The organism is Streptomyces sp. NPDC048424, assembly GCF_040651555.1.
In the GTDB taxonomy this organism is placed as follows: Bacteria; Actinomycetota; Actinomycetes; order Streptomycetales; family Streptomycetaceae; genus Streptomyces.
The window spans coordinates 77,156-96,251 of sequence record NZ_JBEZKE010000001.1 but is presented as its reverse complement, the minus strand read 5'-3'; the positions used below and the strand labels follow the sequence as shown (position 1 = coordinate 96,251).

At 71.9% G+C, this 19,096-nt stretch carries 17 protein-coding genes and 1 tRNA gene; 12 read left to right on the top strand and 6 right to left on the bottom strand.

All coding sequences use genetic code 11. From position 1 onward, the window contains the following. Positions 1-151 precede the first annotated feature (151 nt). The 6 genes from paaA (at position 152) to AB0D29_RS00425 (ending at position 5,057) form a co-directional block, all read left to right on the top strand. Positions 152-1,135 carry a 1,2-phenylacetyl-CoA epoxidase subunit PaaA gene (gene paaA / locus AB0D29_RS00450; RefSeq protein ID WP_362851300.1) on the top strand — a complete coding sequence of 328 codons (984 nt, stop codon included), beginning with the start codon at positions 152-154 and terminating at the stop codon, positions 1,133-1,135. Beyond that, positions 1,132-1,416 carry a 1,2-phenylacetyl-CoA epoxidase subunit PaaB gene (gene paaB, locus AB0D29_RS00445; RefSeq protein ID WP_030009045.1) on the top strand — a complete coding sequence of 95 codons (285 nt, stop codon included), beginning with the start codon at positions 1,132-1,134 and terminating at the stop codon, positions 1,414-1,416. Before paaA ends, paaB begins: the two co-directional genes overlap by 4 nt. Then, entirely contained in the window at positions 1,413-2,168 is a 756-nt protein-coding gene (gene paaC / locus AB0D29_RS00440) for a 1,2-phenylacetyl-CoA epoxidase subunit PaaC (RefSeq protein ID WP_362851298.1), read from the top strand. Before paaB ends, paaC begins: the two co-directional genes overlap by 4 nt. Further along, positions 2,162-2,668 (top strand): 1,2-phenylacetyl-CoA epoxidase subunit PaaD, encoded by a 507-nt coding sequence (gene paaD, locus AB0D29_RS00435; protein WP_362851296.1) that lies wholly within the window; start codon positions 2,162-2,164, stop codon positions 2,666-2,668. Before paaC ends, paaD begins: the two co-directional genes overlap by 7 nt. Beyond that, the gene (locus AB0D29_RS00430; protein WP_362851294.1) at positions 2,669-3,772 is read left to right on the top strand and encodes a 2Fe-2S iron-sulfur cluster-binding protein; all 1,104 of its coding nucleotides are present in this window, start codon (positions 2,669-2,671) and stop codon (positions 3,770-3,772) included. A 142-nt stretch (positions 3,773-3,914) separates the two neighbouring features. Continuing rightward, positions 3,915-5,057 carry an acyl-CoA dehydrogenase family protein gene (locus AB0D29_RS00425; RefSeq protein WP_362851292.1) on the top strand — a complete coding sequence of 381 codons (1,143 nt, stop codon included), beginning with the start codon at positions 3,915-3,917 and terminating at the stop codon, positions 5,055-5,057. A 7-nt stretch (positions 5,058-5,064) separates the two neighbouring features. On the opposite strand, the gene AB0D29_RS00420 is transcribed toward AB0D29_RS00425, so the two are convergent. The 6 genes from AB0D29_RS00420 to AB0D29_RS00395 form a co-directional block, all read right to left on the bottom strand. Continuing rightward, positions 5,065-5,409: a rhodanese-like domain-containing protein gene (locus tag AB0D29_RS00420; protein ID WP_030383866.1), complete on the bottom strand. Its 345-nt coding sequence runs from the start codon at positions 5,407-5,409 to the stop codon at positions 5,065-5,067. An 80-nt stretch (positions 5,410-5,489) separates the two neighbouring features. Then, positions 5,490-6,251: a J domain-containing protein gene (locus AB0D29_RS00415; RefSeq protein WP_362851785.1), complete on the bottom strand. Its 762-nt coding sequence runs from the start codon at positions 6,249-6,251 to the stop codon at positions 5,490-5,492. Between the two features lie 192 nt (positions 6,252-6,443). Further along, a complete protein-coding gene (locus AB0D29_RS00410) occupies positions 6,444-7,844 on the bottom strand; it encodes a DUF2252 domain-containing protein (protein WP_362851290.1) in 1,401 nt (466 codons plus the stop codon). A 52-nt stretch (positions 7,845-7,896) separates the two neighbouring features. Continuing rightward, positions 7,897-8,556, bottom strand: a complete 660-nt coding sequence (locus tag AB0D29_RS00405; RefSeq protein WP_351296994.1) for a response regulator transcription factor — start codon at positions 8,554-8,556, stop codon at positions 7,897-7,899. 8 nt (positions 8,557-8,564) lie between these two features. After that, positions 8,565-10,289, bottom strand: a complete 1,725-nt coding sequence (locus AB0D29_RS00400; RefSeq protein ID WP_362851288.1) for a histidine kinase — start codon at positions 10,287-10,289, stop codon at positions 8,565-8,567. A gap of 188 nt (positions 10,290-10,477) precedes the next feature. Further along, a tRNA-Leu gene (locus tag AB0D29_RS00395) sits at positions 10,478-10,560 on the bottom strand. 293 nt (positions 10,561-10,853) lie between these two features. Here AB0D29_RS00395 and AB0D29_RS00390 point away from each other — a divergent pair. From AB0D29_RS00390 to pknB, 6 genes are all read left to right on the top strand, one after another. Continuing rightward, positions 10,854-11,711 carry a DUF3662 and FHA domain-containing protein gene (locus AB0D29_RS00390; protein WP_362851286.1) on the top strand — a complete coding sequence of 286 codons (858 nt, stop codon included), beginning with the start codon at positions 10,854-10,856 and terminating at the stop codon, positions 11,709-11,711. A 10-nt stretch (positions 11,712-11,721) separates the two neighbouring features. Then, positions 11,722-12,219, top strand: coding sequence for an FHA domain-containing protein (locus AB0D29_RS00385; protein ID WP_215014477.1), 498 nt, complete (start codon positions 11,722-11,724; stop codon positions 12,217-12,219). Positions 12,220-12,357: 138 nt separating this feature from the next. Then, a complete protein-coding gene (locus AB0D29_RS00380; protein ID WP_362851284.1) occupies positions 12,358-13,812 on the top strand; it encodes a PP2C family serine/threonine-protein phosphatase in 1,455 nt (484 codons plus the stop codon). A gap of 34 nt (positions 13,813-13,846) precedes the next feature. Further along, a complete protein-coding gene (locus AB0D29_RS00375; protein WP_030707604.1) occupies positions 13,847-15,271 on the top strand; it encodes an FtsW/RodA/SpoVE family cell cycle protein in 1,425 nt (474 codons plus the stop codon). Further along, positions 15,268-16,734, top strand: coding sequence for a penicillin-binding transpeptidase domain-containing protein (locus AB0D29_RS00370; protein ID WP_362851282.1), 1,467 nt, complete (start codon positions 15,268-15,270; stop codon positions 16,732-16,734). Before AB0D29_RS00375 ends, AB0D29_RS00370 begins: the two co-directional genes overlap by 4 nt. A gap of 195 nt (positions 16,735-16,929) precedes the next feature. Continuing rightward, positions 16,930-18,939 carry a Stk1 family PASTA domain-containing Ser/Thr kinase gene (gene pknB / locus AB0D29_RS00365; RefSeq protein WP_362851280.1) on the top strand — a complete coding sequence of 670 codons (2,010 nt, stop codon included), beginning with the start codon at positions 16,930-16,932 and terminating at the stop codon, positions 18,937-18,939. Positions 18,940-19,096: the final 157 nt, after the last annotated feature.

Here is a 19,096-nt window from a genome sequence, read left to right as displayed (position 1 = left end):
CGGGCCGCCGTCTCACCATTGAAGCGAATGAACCGAACGATCGGTCGGTCGGGCGGACGGCAGACACTGACAAGGGGCCGGAATGGTGGCAGTGACCCCGGAGACGGGACCGGACACGGCCCTCGGGGCAGACAGGACGGACGGGACGGGCATGACGACTGCTGACCTGGGCGCACAGCTCGCGGCGGCGTTCGACGCCGCCGTGGCGGCGGACGAGCGCGTGGAGCCGCGCGACTGGATGCCCGACGAATACCGCGCCTCCCTGGTCCGTCAGATGGCACAGCACGCCCATTCCGAGATCATCGGCATGCAGCCCGAGGCGAACTGGATCACCCGCGCGCCCTCGCTGCGCCGCAAGGCGATCCTGATGGCCAAGGTGCAGGACGAGGCCGGGCACGGGCTGTACCTCTACAGCGCGGCCGAGACCCTCGGCACCAGCCGCGACGAGCTGCTCGACAAGCTCCACTCGGGGAAGCAGAAGTACTCCTCGATCTTCAACTACCCCACCCTGACCTGGGCCGACGTCGGCGCCATCGGCTGGCTCGTGGACGGCGCGGCGATCACCAACCAGGTGCCGATCTGCCGCTGCTCCTACGGGCCCTACGCCCGCGCCATGGTCCGGATCTGCAAGGAGGAGTCCTTCCACCAGCGCCAGGGGTACGAGCTGCTCCTCGCCCTCTCGCGGGGCACCGAGGCCCAGCACGCCATGGCGCAGGACGCGGTGGACCGCTGGTGGTGGCCCTCGCTGATGATGTTCGGCCCGCCGGACGACGAGTCGGCGCACTCGGCGCAGTCGATGGCCTGGCGGATCAAGCGCCACTCCAACGACGAGCTGCGCCAGCGGTTCGTGGACATCGCGGTCCCGCAGGCCGAGTCCCTCGGCCTGACCCTGCCCGACCCGGACCTGAAGTGGAACGAGGAGCGCGGGCACCACGACTTCGGCGCCATCGACTGGGCCGAGTTCTGGGACGTGCTGAAGGGCAACGGCCCCTGCAACGAGCAGCGGATCGGCCAGCGGCGCACGGCCCACGAGGAAGGCGCCTGGGTGCGCGACGCCGCCGCGGCGTACGCGGACAAGCAGGCGGCAAGGCAAGCGGCGGAGCACGCCGAACAGAACGAGGAGGCACGGGTATGACGCAGAACTGGCCCCTGTGGGAGGTCTTCGTGCGTTCGCGCCGCGGCCTCTCGCACACGCACGCGGGAAGCCTGCACGCCCCCGACGCGGAGATGGCCCTGCGCAACGCCCGCGACCTGTACACGCGGCGCGGCGAGGGCATCTCGATCTGGGTGGTGCCCTCCACCGAGATCACCGCCTCCTCGCCGGACGAGCGGGACCCGTTCTTCGCCCCGTCCGCCGACAAGCCGTACCGGCACCCCACCTTCTACGACATCCCGGAGGGGGTGAGCCACCTGTGAGCGGCACCGACACCAGCACCGGCACGGCCGGCACCACCGGCGCCCCCGTCGCGGCGGCTCTCGCGCTCGGCGACGACGCTCTGGTCCTCTCCCACCGCCTCGCCGAGTGGGCGGGGCACGCCCCCGTCCTGGAGGAGGAGGTCGCCCTCGCGAACATCGCCCTCGACCTGCTCGGCCAGGCCCGCATCCTGCTGTCCATGGCCGGCGACGAGGACGAGCTGGCCTACCTGCGCGAGGAGCGGTCCTTCCGCAACCTCCAGCTGGTCGAGCAGCCGAACGGCGACTTCGCCCACACCATCGCCCGCCAGCTCTACTTCTCCTTCCACCAGCACGAGCTCTACGGGGAGCTGGCCCGCGGGGACGGCCCGTTCGCCCCGCTGGCGGCCAAGGCCGTCAAGGAGACCGCCTACCACCGCGACCACGCCGAGCAGTGGACCCTGCGGCTCGGCGACGGCACCGAGGAGAGCCGGCTCCGCATGCGGACCGCCCTCGACGCCCTGTGGAAGTACACCGGGGAGATGTTCCAGCCGGTGGAAGGCATCGACGGCGTGGACTGGGCCGTGCTGGAGGAGCGCTGGCTGGCCGCGCTGACCGGCGTACTGGAGCGGGCCGGGCTCGCTCTGCCCGAGGGGCCGCGCACCGGCGCCTGGGCCGCCGGCGCCGGCCGGCAGGGCCTGCACACCGAGCCGTTCGGCCGGATGCTCGCCGAGATGCAGCACCTGCACCGCAGCCACCCGGGGGCGTCATGGTGACCACCGACGCCGGAACGACCCGCCTGGAGGCGGAGCTGACCGAGCTGGCCGGTTCCGTCCCGGACCCCGAGCTGCCCGTGCTCACCCTCGGCGAGCTCGGCGTAGTACGCGGCGTTCGGATGCACGAGGACGGCCACGCCGAGGTCACGCTCACGCCCACCTACACCGGCTGCCCGGCCATCGAGGCCATGTCGGCGGACATCGAGCGGGTCCTGACCGGCCACGGCATCCCCGAGGTGCGGGTGACCACCGTGCTGGCCCCCGCCTGGTCGACCGACGACATCAGCGCCGAAGGCCGCCGCAAGCTCGCCGAGTTCGGCATCGCCCCGCCCCGCCCGCACGCGGCCGGCGGGCCGGTCCCGCTCACCCTGTCGGTCCGCTGCCCGAACTGCGGATCGACCGACACCGAACTGCTCAGCCGGTTCTCCTCCACCGCGTGCAAGGCGCTGCGCCGCTGCACCGCCTGCCGCGAACCGTTCGACCACTTCAAGGAGCTGTAGATGGCCGCCCCCCGCCACGGCGCGTTCCACCCGCTGACGGTGGCGGCAGTCGACCGGCTCACCGACGACTCGGTGGCGCTGACCCTCCGGGTCCCCGCGGAACTGCGCGAGGAGTACCGGCACGCCCCCGGCCAGCACCTGACCCTGCGCCGCGCCGCCCCCGAGGGCGGCACGGAGGTCCGCCGCACCTACTCGATCTGCTCTCCCGCCCCGGCGCCGGACGGCCCCGGACCCGCGGAGCTGCGGGTCGGGGTGCGGCTGGTGGAGGGCGGGGAGTTCTCGACCTTCGCCCACAAGGAGATCGCCGCCGGGGACGTCCTCGACGTCATGGTCCCGGCCGGCCGGTTCGTGCTGGCGCCCGCCGCCGCCCCGGCCGCGGGGCACTATGCGGCGATCGTCGGCGGCAGCGGCATCACGCCCGTGCTGTCCATCGCCGCGAGCCTGCTGGCCGCCCGCCCCGACGCCCGCTTCTGCCTCGTGCGCAGCGACCGTACGGCCGCCTCGACGATGTTCCTGGAGGAGGTCGCCGACCTCAAGGACCGGTACCCGGCGCGGTTCCAGCTGGTGACGGTCCTCTCCCGGGAGGAGCAGGAGTCCGGGCTGCCCTCCGGGCGGCTGGACGAGGAGCGGCTGGCGGCCCTGCTGCCCGCGCTGCTTCCGGTGGCCGAGGTGACGGGCTGGTTCCTGTGCGGCCCCTACGGTCTGGTGCAGGGCGCCGAGCGCGCCCTGAGCGGGCTCGGCGTCGTACGGACCCGGGTGCACGAGGAGATCTTCCACGTCGAGGAGGTCACGGCGCCGGCCCGCACGGCGGCCTCGGCGGCCGCCTCGCACGGGCGGGTCACCGCGCGGCTCGACGGGCGCTCGGGCACCTGGCCGGTCCAGGACGGGGAATCCCTGCTGGACGCGGTGCTGCGCAACCGCGCGGACGCCCCGTACGCCTGCAAGGGCGGGGTCTGCGGCACCTGCCGGGCCTTCCTGGTGTCGGGCGAGGTCCGGATGGACCGGAACTTCGCCCTGGAATCCGAGGAGACGGAGGCCGGGTTCGTCCTTGCCTGCCAGTCGCACCCGCTGACGGAGGAAGTGGAGATCGACTTCGACCGCTAGGGAGTCCTCGCCGGGAGTCCCTCTCCGGGACTCCTCTCGGGGACTCTCCGGGACTCCTCTCCGGGACTTCCTCTGTCCAATTTCCAGAACGTGTTCTATCTTGACGCACCGTCAGACCTGAACGCGCGCGGGAGGACAGGCAGTGGACTTCACCTTCACCGAGGAGCAGCAGGCCGCCGTCGAGGCGGCCCGGGCCGTGTTCGCGGACGTCGCGCCTGACGGCGTTCCCAGCCCCGCGCTCACTCCGGGCGCCGTCGCCGACGACTTCGACCGCCCGCTGTGGGCCAGGCTCGCGGGGTCCGACCTGCTGGGCCTGGTCCTCGCCGAGGAGCACGGCGGCGCCGGCTTGGACGCCATCGCCCTGTGCCTGGTGCTGCGCGAGGCGGGCCGGGTGCTGGCCCGCGTTCCGCTGCTGGAGCACTGCGCCGCCGCCATGGCGGTCCAGGCCCACGGCAGCCCCGAACTGGCCGCCGCCCTGCTGCCCGGCGCGGCGCGCGGCACGCTCGTGCTCACCGCCGCCGCGCACGGCCGCTCCGGCCACGACCCGGCCGAACTCGCCGTCACCGCCCGTCGCGAGGACGGGGCCTGGATCCTGGACGGCACGCAGACCGCCGTCCCCTGGGCGCAGAACGCCGACTGGATCGCCGTACCGGCCCACACCGGCGAGGGCGATGCCGTCCTCGCGCTCGTCCCGCGCACCGCCGAGGGCCTCGCCCTCGCCGAGCAGGTCTCCACCAGCGGGGAACGCCTCGCCGAACTCGCCCTGGACGGCGTACGGGTGGCCGGGACGCACCTCATCGAGACCCCGGGAGCCTGGGAGCGGCTCCGCCAGCTCCTCGCCACCGGCACCTGCGCACTGGCCCTCGGGCTCGGCGAGAGCGTCCTCACGATGACCAGCCAGTACACCGGCAAGCGCGAGCAGTTCGGCTTCCCGGTGGCCACCTTCCAGGCCGTCGCCGTCCAGGCCGCCGACCGCTACATCGACCTGCGCGCCATGGAGGTCACCCTGTGGCAGGCCGCCTGGCGGCTCGACGCCGCCACCGGGGGCGCCGGCGGTCCGCTGCCGAGCTCCGGTGACGTCGCGGTCGCCAAGATCTGGGCCGCGGAGGGCGTACGCAGGGTCGTGCAGACCGCCCAGCACCTGCACGGCGGCTTCGGCGCCGACACCGACTACCCGCTGCACCGCTACCACGCCTGGGCCAAACAGCTGGAACTCCAGCTCGGCCCGGCCGCCGCGCACGAGGAGGCCCTGGGCGACCTGCTGGCCGCCCACCCCCTCGGCTGAGCGGGGACTACAGCACGAAGGCCGGGTTCCCGTTGTCCGTCACCATCGGGCGCCCGGCACCGTCCCAGGCCTGCATCCCGCCGTCGACGTTCACGGCGTCGATCTCCTGGCGCACCAGGTACTGGGTGACCTGCGCGGAACGGCCGCCGACCCGGCACATCACGTACACCCGGCGGCCGTCCTCGACGGCCTCCGTGAGCTCACCGAAGCGGGCGACGAAGTCGCTCATCGGGATGTGCAGGGCGCCCTCGACGTGGCCGGCCGCCCATTCGTCGTCCTCACGGACGTCCAGGACAAAGCCTTCGGAGGGCACCGCGGCGGCGTCCACCGAGGGAAGCGGTCCGAAGTTCATACGTCGCCTTCTCTCATCGCAGATGGTCCTTCCAACTTATCCGACGGGTACGTTCGGCCCCGCCGGCACGGCCCGCCCGCTCACTGCGCGGCGCGCGCGGCCGCCAGGTCCGCCTCGCGCTCGGACACCTGCGCCAGCAGCTGCTCCGCGATCTCCTCCAGCAGCCGGTCCGGGTCCTCCGGCGCCATCCGCAGCATCGACCCGATCGCGCTGTCCTCCAGCTCCCGGGCCACCAGCGCCAGCAGCTCCTTGCGCTGCGCCAGCCACTCCAGCCGGGCGTACAGCTCCTCGCTCTCGCTCGGTGCGGCCGCCTCCGGGGCCGGTCCTGCCGCCCACTCCTCGGCCAGCTCGCGCAGCAGCCCCGCGTCGCCCCGCCCGTAGGCGGCGTTGACCCGCGCGATGAACGCGTCGCGCCGCTCGCGCTCCGCCTCCTCCTGGGCCAGGTCGGGGTGCGCCTGACGGACCAGCTCGCGGTACAGGCGGCGGACCTCCTCCGTGGGCCGCACCCGCTCCGGCGGCCGCACGGGCCGGTCGGTGAGCATCGCGCCGGCGTCGTCGGAGATCCCGTCCGAGCCCAGCCAGTCGTGGAACAGCTCGTCCACGCCCGGCATCGGCATGACCAGCGAGCGTGCCTCCCGGGCCCGGCGCAGATCCTCGGGATCCCCGCTGCGGGCCGCCTTCGCCTCGGCGATCAGCGCGTCCAGCTCGTCGAGCCGGGAGTACATCGGGCCGAGCTTCTGGTGGTGCAGGCGGGAGAAGTTCTCCACCTCCACGCGGAAGGTCTCGACCGCGATCTCGAACTCGATCAGCGCCTGCTCGGCGGCCCGTACGGCCCGCTCCAGGCGCGCCTCGGGGCGCTCGTCGGAACGCTCATCGGGGCGCTCCTCACCGGTGACGGAGGAGTCGCCGGGATCACCGGGGACTGTCTGCTCGGGCTGCTCGGTCTGCTCGCTCACCCGGCCAGCCTACGGCCCGCCCCCGGCGGGCTGTGTTTCACGTGAAACACAGCCCGCCGCGCAGCGGTCCGGCACCGCTCAGACCCCGGCCTCCGCGGCGATCCGGCCCGCCCGCACCGCCGCCACCAGGTCGGCGTGGTCGGCCTCGCTGCGGTCGGCGTAGGCCACCGCGAAGGCCGCCATCGCCTCGTCCAGCTCCTCGTTCTTGCCGCAGTAACCGGCCAGCAGCCGCGGGTCGACGCTGTGCGCGTGCGCCCGGGCCAGCAGGGCGCCGGTCATCCGCCCGTAGTCGTCGATCTGGTCGACGGTCAGCGCGGCCGGGTCCACGCTGCCCTTGCGGTTGCGGAACTGCCGCACCTGGAACGGCCGACCCTCCACCGTGGTCCAGCCCAGCATGATGTCCGAGACCACCTGCATCCGCTTCTGCCCGGCGACCACCCGGCGGCCCTCGTGCTCCTCGGGCGGCGATACGAAGCCCAGCGCGGGCAGGTGCGGCAGCAGCACCGAGGGCCGGGCCTCCTTCACCTGGAGCACCAGCGCCTCACCGCGGTGGTCCAGCAGCAGCACCACGTAGGAGCGGGTGCCGACGCTCCCGGTCCCCACCACGCGGAAGGCCACGTCCTGGATCGCGTACCGGGCCAGCAGCGGCAGCCGGTCGCCCTGCAGCGTCCGCAGGTAGGGGCCGAGCGAGGCCGCCACGGCCGCCGCCTCCGCGTCGCCGACCCGGCGCAGCACGGGCAGGGCGTCGACGAAGCGCAGCCCGCCGTCCGGCCCCGGCCGCGTCGACTTGGCGGCGAACCGGGCGGAGGTGTTGTTGCGGGCCTTCTCCGAGACCCGCTCCAGCGTGCCCAGCAGGTCCCGGGCGTCGGTGTGCGAGACGAGCTCCTCGTCCGCGATGGCGTTCCACGCCTCGAGGGCGGGCAGCTTGGCCAGCAGCCGCATGGTCCGCCGGTAGGCGCCCACCGAGTCCAGCGCCGCCGCCCGGCAGGTGTCCTCGTCCGCGCCGGCCACCCGGCCGGCCAGCACCAGCGAGGTCGCCAGCCGCTTGACGTCCCATTCCCACGGACCGAACACGGTCTCGTCGAAGTCGTTCAGGTCGATGACGAGCCGCCCCTGGGCGTCCCCGTACAGGCCGAAGTTCGCCGCGTGGGCGTCGCCGCAGATCTGCGCGCCGACCCCGGTCACGGGGCCGCCCGACAGGTCGTGGGCCATCAGCCCGGCCGCCCCGCGCAGGAACGCGAAGGGGTTCGCGGCCATCCGGCCCACCCTTATGGGAGTCAGCTCGGCGACCCGCCCCGCGTTGGACTCCTCCACCGCCCGGACCGCGTCCGGCCGATCGGCCGGTGCCACGAAGTCGGCGTGCGCCGACCGCGGCACGCGGACGCGCAGCGCCCTGCCCTCCGCCTTGGGCGAACCCGCCGCCGTTCGCGGCGCGAAGCCCGCCACGTCCGGAATCCGCTGCCCCGCTACCGCCGCCATCGGCGCCGCCCCCACCCGTTCATCGATCGTCTTTCGAACGGGCTGACCGTATCTACAGCCCGGCGTCCCTGGCCAGCAGTGCGGCCTGGACCCGGTTCTCGCAGCCCAGCTTCGCCAGGATGCGGCTCACGTACGTCTTCACGGTCGCCTCGCTCATGTGCAGCCGCCGGCCCGCGTCCGCGTTGGACAGCCCCTCGCCCAGCAGCGCCAGCACACCGCGCTCCCGCTCGCTCAGCGCCGCCACCTGACGCCGGGCCTCCTCGCCGCGCGCGGCGGCCTTCCCCGAGGCCAGCTGGTCCACGACGTGCCGGGTGGCCCCCGGCGAGAGGTACGCGTCCCCGGCCGCGGCGGCCCGGACGGCCCCGATCAGCTCGCCCGGCGCCGAGTCCTTCAGCAGGAACCCCGCGCCGCCCTGACCCAGCGCCCGCAGCACGTTCTCCTTCTCGCCGAAGGTGGTCAGGATCAGCGCGCGCACCTCCGGCGCTGCCCGCCGCAGTTCCCCCAGCGCGGTCAGCCCGTCCATCACCGGCATCTGGATGTCGAGGAGCATCACGTCGGGCGCGTGCGAGCGGGCCAGCTCCACCGCCTCCCGGCCGTTCGCCGCCTCCGCGACGACCTCGATGTCCGGCGCCGAGGTCAGGATCATCCTGATCCCGGCCCGGATCAGCGGCTCGTCGTCGGCGATCACCACGCGGATCACTTCGGCTGTCACCCGTGCTCCTACTGCTTGACCTCGTAGACCTGCTTGTCGACGAGCTTGCCGTCCTGGAAGCAGAACCGGAAAACCAGGTCCGTGCCCCAGCTTCCCGAGGATTCCTCGGCGAGCAGGGCCAGGCACTCCGAGCCCGGCGGCCGAGCCGGCCCCTTGCGCACCGCTCCCGCCGTCATGAAGCTCTCGCCGCTCGGCAGCCGCTCACGGACGGACTGCTCCGACTCGCCCACGTGCAGGGCGTCGTACTCGTCCCGGCCGATCATCGCGTCGCCCGCCGAGTCCGCCAGCAGCACCGCCCCGGCGCCGAGCACGATCACCAGCAGCACCACCGCCGCGAAGGCGATCCCGCAGCCCACCGCGACACCGCCGGTGCGGCTGCGCACCCGTACGGCCAGCTCCCGGTCCACGGCCGCCCAGTCCATCGGCTGCTCCCCGGCCGGCCCCCGCACCCCGGCCGGCGCGTGCGTCAGCGCGTGGGCCCGCTGCCCGAAGTCGTCGGCCACGTCCTCCACGCCGGCCGGCTCGGTGCCGTAGGGGAGCACCCCGGCCACCCGGAACCCGCCGCCCTCGGTGGCGCCCGCGTGCACCATCCCGCCGACCAGCCGCGCCCGCTCGCGCAGCCCCGTCAGGCCCTGCCCGCCCGAGACCACCTCGGCGTCCGCCGGGCCGGCCGCCGGCCCGTTGGCGATCTCCACCACCAGCGAGTCGTCCTCGTACCGCAGCTCTACGGCGATCGGCGCCCCCGGAGCGTGCTTGTACGCGTTCGTCAGGGCCTCCTGGACGATCCGGTACGCGGCGTGGTCGCACGCCGCGACCAGCGGCCTCGGCTGCCCCGACGTGGTCAGCCGTACGTCGGTGCCCGAGCCCCGCGCCGCCTCCACGACCGCCGCGATCCCGGCCACGCCGCGCGCCGCGGGCTGGGCCTCCTCCACCGGCGCGGGCGCCTCCACGCCGTCGCGCATGATGCCGACGACCTCGCGCAGTTCGTGCATCGCGGCCACCGAGGCCTGCCGCAGCACGCCCACCGCCTCGCGCTGACGGCCGGTGAGTTCCGGATCCACCTCCAGCGCCCCGGTGTGCACCGAGATCAGGGCCAGCTGGTGCCCCAGGCTGTCGTGCATGTCCTGGGCGATGCGCTGCCGCTCGCGCAGCCTCGCCTGGCCGGCGACCATGGCCCGCTCGCGCAGCAGCTGTCCGTTGCGCTCGTGGAGCGCCCGCAGCAGGGTGCGCCGCTGCGACCAGTACCGGCTGGCCAGACCCGGCATCACGATCATGGCCAGGAACATCAGCGTGGAGAACACGATCACCAGCAGCGGCTGCATCTGCGCCCACTGGTCCGTCACGCTGGCAGCGACCGCCGCGACGAAGGCCAGCGCGAAGGCGGCCACCGCCCGGCCCACCCCGACGATCCGCCGCCCCGCCGACCAGGCCAGCAGGGGAGTGACGAAGAACGTCCCCGGGAGGAGCGCACCCACCGCCGAGGCGACGACGAGCGCCGTCCCCGGCAGCCGCCGGCGCATCAGGGTCAGCGCCACCACGACCACGGAGCTCACGAGCATCCGCAGACCGGACCCGTCGCTGAGCTCGTCGACGCCCAGCCCGAGGATGGCCAGCACCCCGCCGACCGCCAGGTCCCCCGCCACCATCCGCCGGGTCCAGGGCTCCGGCCCCCTCAGCCAGTCCCAGCCCGCCCGCGCCTTCGCCTTCACGTCCACCCGTCCGACCCTAGACACCCGGCCCTCCACCCGACTGCCCTCTTTCGTCGCACCCGCCCCGACGAAAGTCGAACGGGGGTGGCGACTTCGACGACGTGTCCTGGATCACCCTCGGCCGGGCCGCAGAAGTGACCGGGGAAACAGAAGTGACGGGGAAACACGAAACGGCCGCCACCGCTTTCGCAGTGACGACCGTCTCGTCGATGTGGGCGAGGGGGGATTTGAACCCCCACGTCCCGAAGGACACTGGCACCTGAAGCCAGCGCGTCTGCCGTTCCGCCACTCGCCCGAGCAGCGCCCCAGTGGTTCTTCCCTTTCGGGCCGTTCCCCTGGCGACGTCGAAACATTAGCACGGTGGGCGGGGTGGTTTCACATCGCTTTCCCGGCACCCCGGAAGCCCGCCGCGGACGGCCCCTCCCGCACTCCGCTCCCGGTGCGGGACACTGTTCCTGCGACGCCCCTACGATCCCTTGTGAGGACCAACACTCGTCCTCACAGGAGCGATGGGGAACCACTGGAATCCGCCACGCGTGGATACGATCAGTAAGCAGTACAGGGCGACAACGACGGAGGAGGTGCCCCATGGGAGTTCTGAAGCGGTTCGAGCAGCGACTCGAAGGTCTGGTGAACGGCACCTTCGCCAAGGTGTTCAAGTCCGAGGTCCAGCCGGTGGAGATCGCCGGAGCCCTCCAGCGGGAGTGCGACAACAACGCCACCATCTGGAACCGCGAGCGGACCGTCGTCCCCAACGACTTCATCGTCGAGCTCAGTGCCGGTGACTACGACCGTCTGAGCCCCTACTCCGGGCAGCTCGGCGACGAGCTCGCGGGCCTCGTCCGCGACTACGCCAAGCAGCAGCGCTACAGCTTCATGGGCCCCATCAAGGTCCACCTGGAGAAGGCCGACGACCTCGACACCGGGCTCTACCGGGTCCGCAGCCGCACCCTCGCCTCCAGCACCTCCCAGCCGCAGGCAGGGCCACCGTCACCGCAGGGCGGCTACGGCTACCCGCCGGAGAACCAGCCGCAGGGCGGTTACGGCTACCCGCCGGTCGCCGCCCCGCCCATGCCCAGCGCGCCGCCCCCCGGCGGCGCGGGCGCGCGCAGGCCCGCCCCCGGCGGACCCGCCGCAGCGGCCCCCGCGGCCGGCTCGGGCGGCCCCCGGCGGCACTGGATCGAGATCAACGGCACCCGCCACCAGATCTCGCGTCCCACGCTCGTACTCGGCCGAAGCACGGAAGCCGACGTGCGGATCGACGACCCCGGCGTATCCCGCCGGCACTGTGAGATCCGGACCGGAACGCCCTCGACGATCCAGGATCTCGGGTCCACCAACGGCATCGTGGTGGACGGGCAGCACACCACCCGCGCTACGCTCCGCGACGGCTCGCGGATCGTCGTGGGCAGCACCACCATCATTTACCGGCAAGCCGAAGGGTGAAGCGGGGGCAATGTCAGAGCTGACCCTGACGGTCATGCGGTTGGGTTTCCTAGCCGTTCTGTGGCTGTTCGTCATCGTGGCCGTCCAGGTCATCCGCAGCGATCTCTTCGGGACGAGAGTGACCCAGCGCGGCTCCCGCCGCGGTGGCGCCACGAGCGCCCCGCAGCAGGCGGGCCGCCAGGCCGCGCCTCCACAGCAGCGCCAGCGCCGCGGTGCGCCCACCAAGCTCGTCGTCTCCGAGGGCACCCTCACGGGAACCACGGTGGCCCTCGCCGGCCAGACGATCACGCTGGGCCGCGCCCACGACTCCACGATCGTGCTGGACGACGACTACGCGTCCAGCCGCCATGCCAGGATCTATCCCGACCGTGACGGCCAGTGGATCGTCGAGGATCTCGGGTCCACCAACGGCACGTATCTCGACCGGACCCGGCTGACCACCCCGACGCCCATTCCGCCGGGCGCACCGATCCGCATCGGCAAGACCGTCATCGAGCTGCGGAAGTAGTACGAGAATGAGCGAGCGGAGCGAGCGCGCGACGGCGATCCGTCCCACCGAGGACACGGACACGCGCGCGCTCCCGACCGGAGGGTGGGCAGTGTGGCTCGAGACCGGTTGTACCCGGAGCCGACCGGCGAGGTGCGCATGAGTCTGTCCCTGCGGTTCGCCGCCGGATCACACAAGGGCATGATCCGCGAGGGGAACGAGGACTCCGGCTACGCCGGCCCCCGTCTCCTCGCGATCGCCGACGGCATGGGAGGCCAGGCCGCCGGCGAGGTCGCGAGCTCCGAGGTGATCTCCACCCTCGTGCAGCTCGACGACGACGTCCCGGGCTCCGACATCCTCACCTCCCTCGCCACCGCCGTGCAGCGGGCCAACGACCAGCTGCGCGTCATGGTCGAGGAGGACCCCCAGCTCGAGGGCATGGGGACCACCCTGACCGCCCTGCTGTGGACCGGTCAGCGCCTCGGCCTCGTCCACGTCGGCGACTCCCGCGCCTACCTGCTCCGCGACGGCGTCCTCACCCAGATCACCCAGGACCACACCTGGGTGCAGCGCCTCGTCGACGAGGGCCGCATCACGGAAGAGGAAGCCACCACCCACCCGCAGCGCTCCCTGCTGATGCGCGCGCTGGGCAGCGGCGACATCGTCGAACCCGACCTCTCCATCCGTGAGGTCCGGGCCGGCGACCGCTACCTGATCTGCTCCGACGGGCTCTCCGGCGTCGTCTCGCACCAGACCCTGGAAGAGACGCTCGCCGACTACCACGGCCCCCGCGAGACCGTGCAGTCGCTGATCCAGCTGGCGCTGCGCGGCGGCGGACCCGACAACATCACCTGCATCGTCGCCGACGTCCTCGACACCGACAGCGGCGACACCCTCGCCGCCCAGGTCAGCGACACCCCGGTGGTCGTCGGCGCGGTCGCCGAGAACCAGCACCAGCTCTTCGACGGCGGCAACGCCATGCAGACGCCGGCCGGCCGGGCCTCGGGCCTCGGCCGCCAGGCCCCGCCGCCCGCCGGTTCCTTCGGCCCCCCCGGCAGCGGCGACGCCCCCTACGGCTACTCCGAGCAGGGCCAGGGCGGCGGTTACGGCAGCTTCGGCGAAGCCGACGGCTACGACGCCGACTCCGGCTACGAGGACACGTACGACCACCCCCGCAGGCGCCGCAGCAAAGGGCGCAAGTGGACCACCCGTACGCTGACCCTGCTCATCGTCGCCGGCGTCATCGGCGGCGGCCTGTACGCCGGCTGGCGCTGGACCCAGACCCAGTTCTACGTCGGCAAGAAGGGCGAGCACGTCGCGCTCTTCCGCGGCATCAGCCCGAAGCTCGGCCCGCTGGAGCTCTCCAAGGTGGAGACCGACCGCCCCGACATCGAACTGAAGTACCTGCCGCCCTTCAAGCGCAAGCTGGTCGAGGCCACCATCAGCGAAGGCAGCCTCGACGTCGCCAAGAGGAAGCTCGACGACCTCGGCGTCCAGGCCTCCGCCTGCAAGAAGGACGAAGAGCGCCGCAACGCCGAGGCGCAGAACACTCCGACACCCGGTCCCGGCCTGACTCCCGAGGAGCAGCAGCTGGTCGGTCTGTGCGGGAAGTAGCAGTCACACGCGGGCGCAGGGGGCCTGCCACACCATGAGCGTTGTCACCAACACGACCACCATCGGCGCCATCGAGCTGCCGAGCCGGCGGAACACCGAGCTCCTGCTGCTCGTCTTCGCCGTGGTCATCCCGATGTTCGCCTACGCCAACGTGGGTCTCGCGATCAACGGCAGCCTGCCGCCCGGCATGGTGCTCTACGGCCTCGGCCTCGGCTGCCTCGCCGGGATCGCGCACCTCGTCGTGCGCCGGTACGCCAAGTACGCCGACCCGCTGCTGCTGCCGCTGGCCACGCTCCTGAACGGGCTGGGCCTCGTGCTGATCTGGCGCCTGGACCAGTCCGAGCGCCTGCAGAACCTGGCGAAGCGGTCCTTCGGCACCTTCTCCCCGTCGGCCCCCCGCCAGATGATGTACACGGCGGTGGCCATCGCCCTGTTCGCCGCGGTGCTGCTGATCCTCAAGGACCACCGCGTCCTGCAGCGGTTCACGTACATCTCCATGGCCGGCGCCCTGGTCCTGCTGATCCTGCCGGTCATCCCGGGCCTCGGCGCCGACGTCTTCGGCGCCAAGATCTGGATCAGCGTCGGCGGCTTCTCCATCCAGCCCGGTGAGTTCGCGAAGATCGTCATCGCGATCTTCTTCGCCGGCTACCTCATGGTGAAGCGCGACGCGCTCGCGCTGGCCAGCCGCCGCTTCATGGGCCTCTACCTGCCGCGCGGCCGCGACCTCGGCCCGATCCTGATGATCTGGGCGATGAGCCTGCTCGTCCTCGTCTTCGAGAACGACCTCGGCACCTCGCTGCTCTTCTTCGGCATGTTCGTGATCATGCTGTACGTGGCCACCGAGCGCACCAGCTGGATCGTCATCGGCCTGCTGATGTCGGTCGGCGGCGCCACCGTCGTCGGGGCCACCGCCAGCCACGTCAAGGCCCGTGTCACCGCCTGGCTCGACCCCTTCGCCTGCTACTCCACCTCCGGCGCCTGCGAGCAGGTCGGCCAGTCGATCATGAGCTTCGGCTCGGGCGGTGTCCTCGGCACCGGATGGGGCCAGGGCAACTCCGACCTCATCGGCTTCGCCGCCAACTCCGACTTCATCTTCTCCACCGTCGGCGAAGAGCTCGGGCTCGCCGGTGTGATGGCCTTCCTCCTGATCTACGGCCTGATCATCGAGCGGGGCGTCCGCACCGCCCTCGCCGCCCGCGACCCCTTCGGCAAGCTCTTCGCCATCGGCCTCTCCGGTGCCTTCGCGCTCCAGATCTTCGTGGTCGCCGGCGGAGTCATGGGCCTCATCCCCCTCACCGGCATGACGATGCCCTTCCTCGCGTCCGGCGGTTCCTCCGTCCTGGCCAACTGGATCCTCATCGCCGTCCTCATCCGGATCAGCGACACCGCACGCCGCCCCGCGCCGGCCCCCGCCCCGTCCCCCGACTCCGAGATGACCCAGGTGGTCCGCCCGTCATGAACAAGCCCCTGCGCCGCATCTCGCTGTTCTGCGGGCTGCTCGTCCTCGCCCTGCTGATCCGTACGAACTGGCTGCAGTACGTCCAGGCCGAGGAACTCAGCACGCGCAAGGAGAACCGCCGGGTCCAGATCGCCCAGTACGCGACCGAGCGCGGCAACATCATCGTCCGGGGCGAGCCGATCACCGGCTCCGCGACCACGGACGGCAGCGACTACAAGTTCAAGCGGACCTACAAGGACGGCGCGCTGTGGTCGCCCGTCACCGGGTACGCCTCGCAGGCCTTCGGCTCCACCCAGCTCGAATCGCTCGAGGACGGCATCCTCACCGGCAACGACGACCGGCTGTTCTTCGACCGCACCATCGGCATGTTCACCGGGGAGAAGAAGCAGGGCGGCAACGTCGTCACCACGCTCAACCCCGACGCGCAGCGGGCCGCCTTCAAGGAGCTCGGCGACAAGAAGGGCGCGGTCGCCGCCATCGACCCGCGCACCGGCGCCATCCTCGCGCTGGTCTCCACCCCCTCGTACGACCCCTCCAGCTTCGCGGGCAACTCCAAGGCGGACGAGAAGGCCTGGGTCGAGCTGAAGGACAGCGAGGACAAGAAGCTCGTCAACCGCGCCCTGCGCGAGACCTACCCGCCGGGCTCCACCTTCAAGGTGGTCACCGCGGCCGCGGCCCTGGAGCACGGCGTCGTCAAGAACATCGACGACCCGACGGACACCCCCGAGCCGTACATCCTGCCCGGCACCCAGACCAAGCTGCCCAACTCCCACACCGGTTGCGAGAAGGCCAGCCTCAACGAGGCGCTGCGCATCTCCTGCAACTCCGTCTTCGCGAACATGGGCGACAAGGTCACCCGCGACAAGATGGTGGAGACCGCCGAGAAGTTCGGCTTCAACAACGACAAGATCGACATTCCGGTCCGCGCCTTCGCCAGCATCTACGACAAGAAGATGGGCAAGGACGGCAACGCCCAGAGCGCCATCGGCCAGTTCAACACGGCGGCCACCCCGCTGCAGATGGCCATGGTCACCGCCGCGATCGCCAACGACGGCAAGCTGATGAAGCCGTACATGGTCGACCAGCTCACGGCCCCCAACCTGGACATCATCGAGAAGCACGAGCCGCAGGAGATGAGCCGGCCCCTCTCCGCCGCCAACGCGCAGAAGGTCCAGGAGATGATGGTCAACGTCGTCGAGAAGGGCACCGGCTCCAACGCCAAGATCAAGGACGTGAAGGTCGGCGGCAAGACCGGTACGGCGCAGCACGGCGAGGGCAACAAGAAGCGCCCCTACGCCTGGTTCATCTCCTACGCCGAGAACTCGGACGGCACCTCGCCCGTCGCCGTGGCCGTCGTCATCGAGGACAGCGAGGGCACCGCCCGCGACGACATCAGCGGTGGCGGTCTCGCCGCCCCCGTCGCCCAGGCGGTCATGAAGGCAGTGCTCAACAGCCAGGGGTGACCAAGCAATGACGGGCCGGAGCGGAGTGACGCACCTCACTGAATTCCGCCCGGATCCGAGCGTACGGTACCGGTCCAGTATCAGCCTGTGGCCACGAACCGATCACGGACGATCGGCCGGTAGCCTTTGCGCGAACAGCACACCGCCGGACCACACACAGGTGCGGTCGGGACTGACGGAGAGGGCTGCAACGTTATGGAAGAGCCGCGTCGCCTCGGCGGCCGGTACGAGCTGAGCCACGTGCTCGGCCGTGGTGGCATGGCCGAGGTCTACCTCGCCCACGACACCCGGCTCGGCCGTACCGTCGCCGTCAAGACCCTGCGTGCCGACCTCGCCCGTGACCCGTCCTTCCAGGCCCGGTTCCGGCGCGAGGCCCAGTCGGCCGCGTCGCTGAACCATCCCGCGATCGTCGCCGTCTACGACACCGGCGAGGACTACGTCGACAACATCTCCATCCCGTACATCGTGATGGAGTACGTCGACGGTTCCACCCTGCGCGAGCTGCTGCACTCGGGCCGCAAGCTGCTGCCCGAGCGGACCCTGGAGATGTGCATCGGCATCCTCCAGGCCCTGGAGTACTCGCACCGGGCCGGCATCGTGCACCGCGACATCAAGCCCGCGAACGTCATGCTGACGCGCACCGGCCAGGTCAAGGTCATGGACTTCGGCATCGCCCGCGCCATGGGCGACTCCGGCATGACCATGACGCAGACGGCCGCCGTCATCGGCACCGCCCAGTACCTCTCCCCGGAGCAGGCCAAGGGCGAGCAGGTCGACGCGCGCTCCGACCTCTACTCCGCGGGCTGCCTGCTCTACGAGCTGCTCAGCGTGCGGCCCCCGTTCGTCGGCGACTCCCCCGTGGCCGTCGCCTACCAGCACGTACGGGAAGAGCCGCAGCCGCCGTCGAACTTCGACCCCGAGATCACGCCCGAGATGGACGCCATCGTCCTCAAGGCCCTGGTCAAGGACCCCGATTACCGCTACCAGTCGGCCGACGAGATGCGCGCCGACATCGAGGCCTGCCTCGACGGGCAGCCCGTCGCCGCCACCGCCTCCATGGGCGCGGCCGGCTACGGCTACCCCGACCAGGGCCACGGATACGGGCAGCCCGGCTACGACCAGCCCACCACCGCCCTGCGCGCCACCGAAGGCGGCCAGACCGCGATGATGGCGCCGATGCCCCCGGGCGACGGCGGCTACGGCTACGGCGACCAGGGCGGCTACGACCAGGGCCCGAACCGCCGCCAGCAGAAGAAGAGCAAGGCCTCCACGGTCCTGCTCGTACTGGCCGGCGTCCTCGTCCTCGTCGGCGCGATCCTCATCGGCCGCTCCCTCTTCAGCGAGACGGCCGACAACCGGCCCGCCGTGCCCAAGCTCGTCGGCCAGACCCTCGATCAGGCGCAGCGGAGCGGCGACAACGTCGGCCTCAAGGTGGTCAAGGGCGGCGACGCGCCCTGCGACGACCAGCCCAAGGGCAACGTCTGCAAGCAGGACCCGGCGGCCGACCTCAAGGTCGCGAAGGGTTCCACGGTCACGGTGACGGTGTCCTCGGGCGCGCCCAAGGTGCAGGTCCCCAACGTGCTGCGGCTCACGTACGAGGAGGCCGAGAAGACCCTGAAGGACAGGGGCTTCCAGGTCGACCGCAAGAACGAGGAGTCCGACCAGACCCCCGGGATCGTGCTGGAGCAGGACCCGAAGGGCGGCGAGGCGGAGAAGAACTCCGTCATCAAGCTGACGGTCTCCAAGGAACTGGCCAAGGCCGTGATCCCGGACCTCAAGGGCAAGACCAGGGACGAGGCGGAGAAGGCGCTCAAGGACGTCAAGCTCAAGCTCGGCAGCGTGACGGAGAACGACCAGCCCGGAGCCGCTCCGGGAACGGTGGTCTTCCAGCAGTTCGCGGCGGGGCAGCAGATCGAGGTGGGCAAGACGGTGAACATCACCATCGCCAAGGCCTCGGCGGCGACCGTGGTGCCGAACTTCGCCAACCGGACGCTGGGCCAGTACAAGGACGATCTGCAGCGCGCCAACCTGCGGGTCGGCATCGTCGGCGGCCCGACGGACGACAACGCGATCGTGGTGGGTACCAACCCGCCGCCCGGCACCCCGCTCACCTCGGGCCAGCCCGTCAACATCGCCACCACCCAGGGCCAGCAGGACGGCGGCGGCATCATCTCCGGCCTGACCGGCGGCAACGGCCGCAGGTAGTACGAAGCCCGGCACGAAGGGCCCGGCCCTCCTCCCCGTCGACGGGGAGGAGGGCCGGGCCTTTTCCGTGCCCCGCCGTCGTACCCCGCCTTCCGCGCCCCGCTGCTGTGCGGCCGTCTGCGCCCCGCCCGGGACCGGCCGGGGCCCGGGTGGCTCC

What these genes read in the sequence shown, in the direction of transcription:
- AB0D29_RS00380 (WP_362851284.1), top strand. Translation starts at nt 12,358, where the DNA reads ATGAGTCTGTCCCTGCGGTTCGCCGCCGGATCACACAAGGGCATGATC.
- AB0D29_RS00370 (WP_362851282.1), top strand. Translation starts at nt 15,268, where the DNA reads ATGAACAAGCCCCTGCGCCGCATCTCGCTGTTCTGCGGGCTGCTCGTC.
- AB0D29_RS00385 (WP_215014477.1), top strand. Translation starts at nt 11,722, where the DNA reads ATGTCAGAGCTGACCCTGACGGTCATGCGGTTGGGTTTCCTAGCCGTT.
- AB0D29_RS00375 (WP_030707604.1), top strand. Translation starts at nt 13,847, where the DNA reads ATGAGCGTTGTCACCAACACGACCACCATCGGCGCCATCGAGCTGCCG.
- pknB (WP_362851280.1), top strand. Translation starts at nt 16,930, where the DNA reads ATGGAAGAGCCGCGTCGCCTCGGCGGCCGGTACGAGCTGAGCCACGTG.
- paaA (WP_362851300.1), top strand. Translation starts at nt 152, where the DNA reads ATGACGACTGCTGACCTGGGCGCACAGCTCGCGGCGGCGTTCGACGCC.
- AB0D29_RS00390 (WP_362851286.1), top strand. Translation starts at nt 10,854, where the DNA reads ATGGGAGTTCTGAAGCGGTTCGAGCAGCGACTCGAAGGTCTGGTGAAC.
- AB0D29_RS00430 (WP_362851294.1), top strand. Translation starts at nt 2,669, where the DNA reads ATGGCCGCCCCCCGCCACGGCGCGTTCCACCCGCTGACGGTGGCGGCA.
- paaB (WP_030009045.1), top strand. Translation starts at nt 1,132, where the DNA reads ATGACGCAGAACTGGCCCCTGTGGGAGGTCTTCGTGCGTTCGCGCCGC.
- AB0D29_RS00420 (WP_030383866.1), bottom strand. Translation starts at nt 5,409, where the DNA reads ATGAACTTCGGACCGCTTCCCTCGGTGGACGCCGCCGCGGTGCCCTCC.
- paaD (WP_362851296.1), top strand. Translation starts at nt 2,162, where the DNA reads ATGGTGACCACCGACGCCGGAACGACCCGCCTGGAGGCGGAGCTGACC.
- AB0D29_RS00410 (WP_362851290.1), bottom strand. Translation starts at nt 7,844, where the DNA reads ATGGCGGCGGTAGCGGGGCAGCGGATTCCGGACGTGGCGGGCTTCGCG.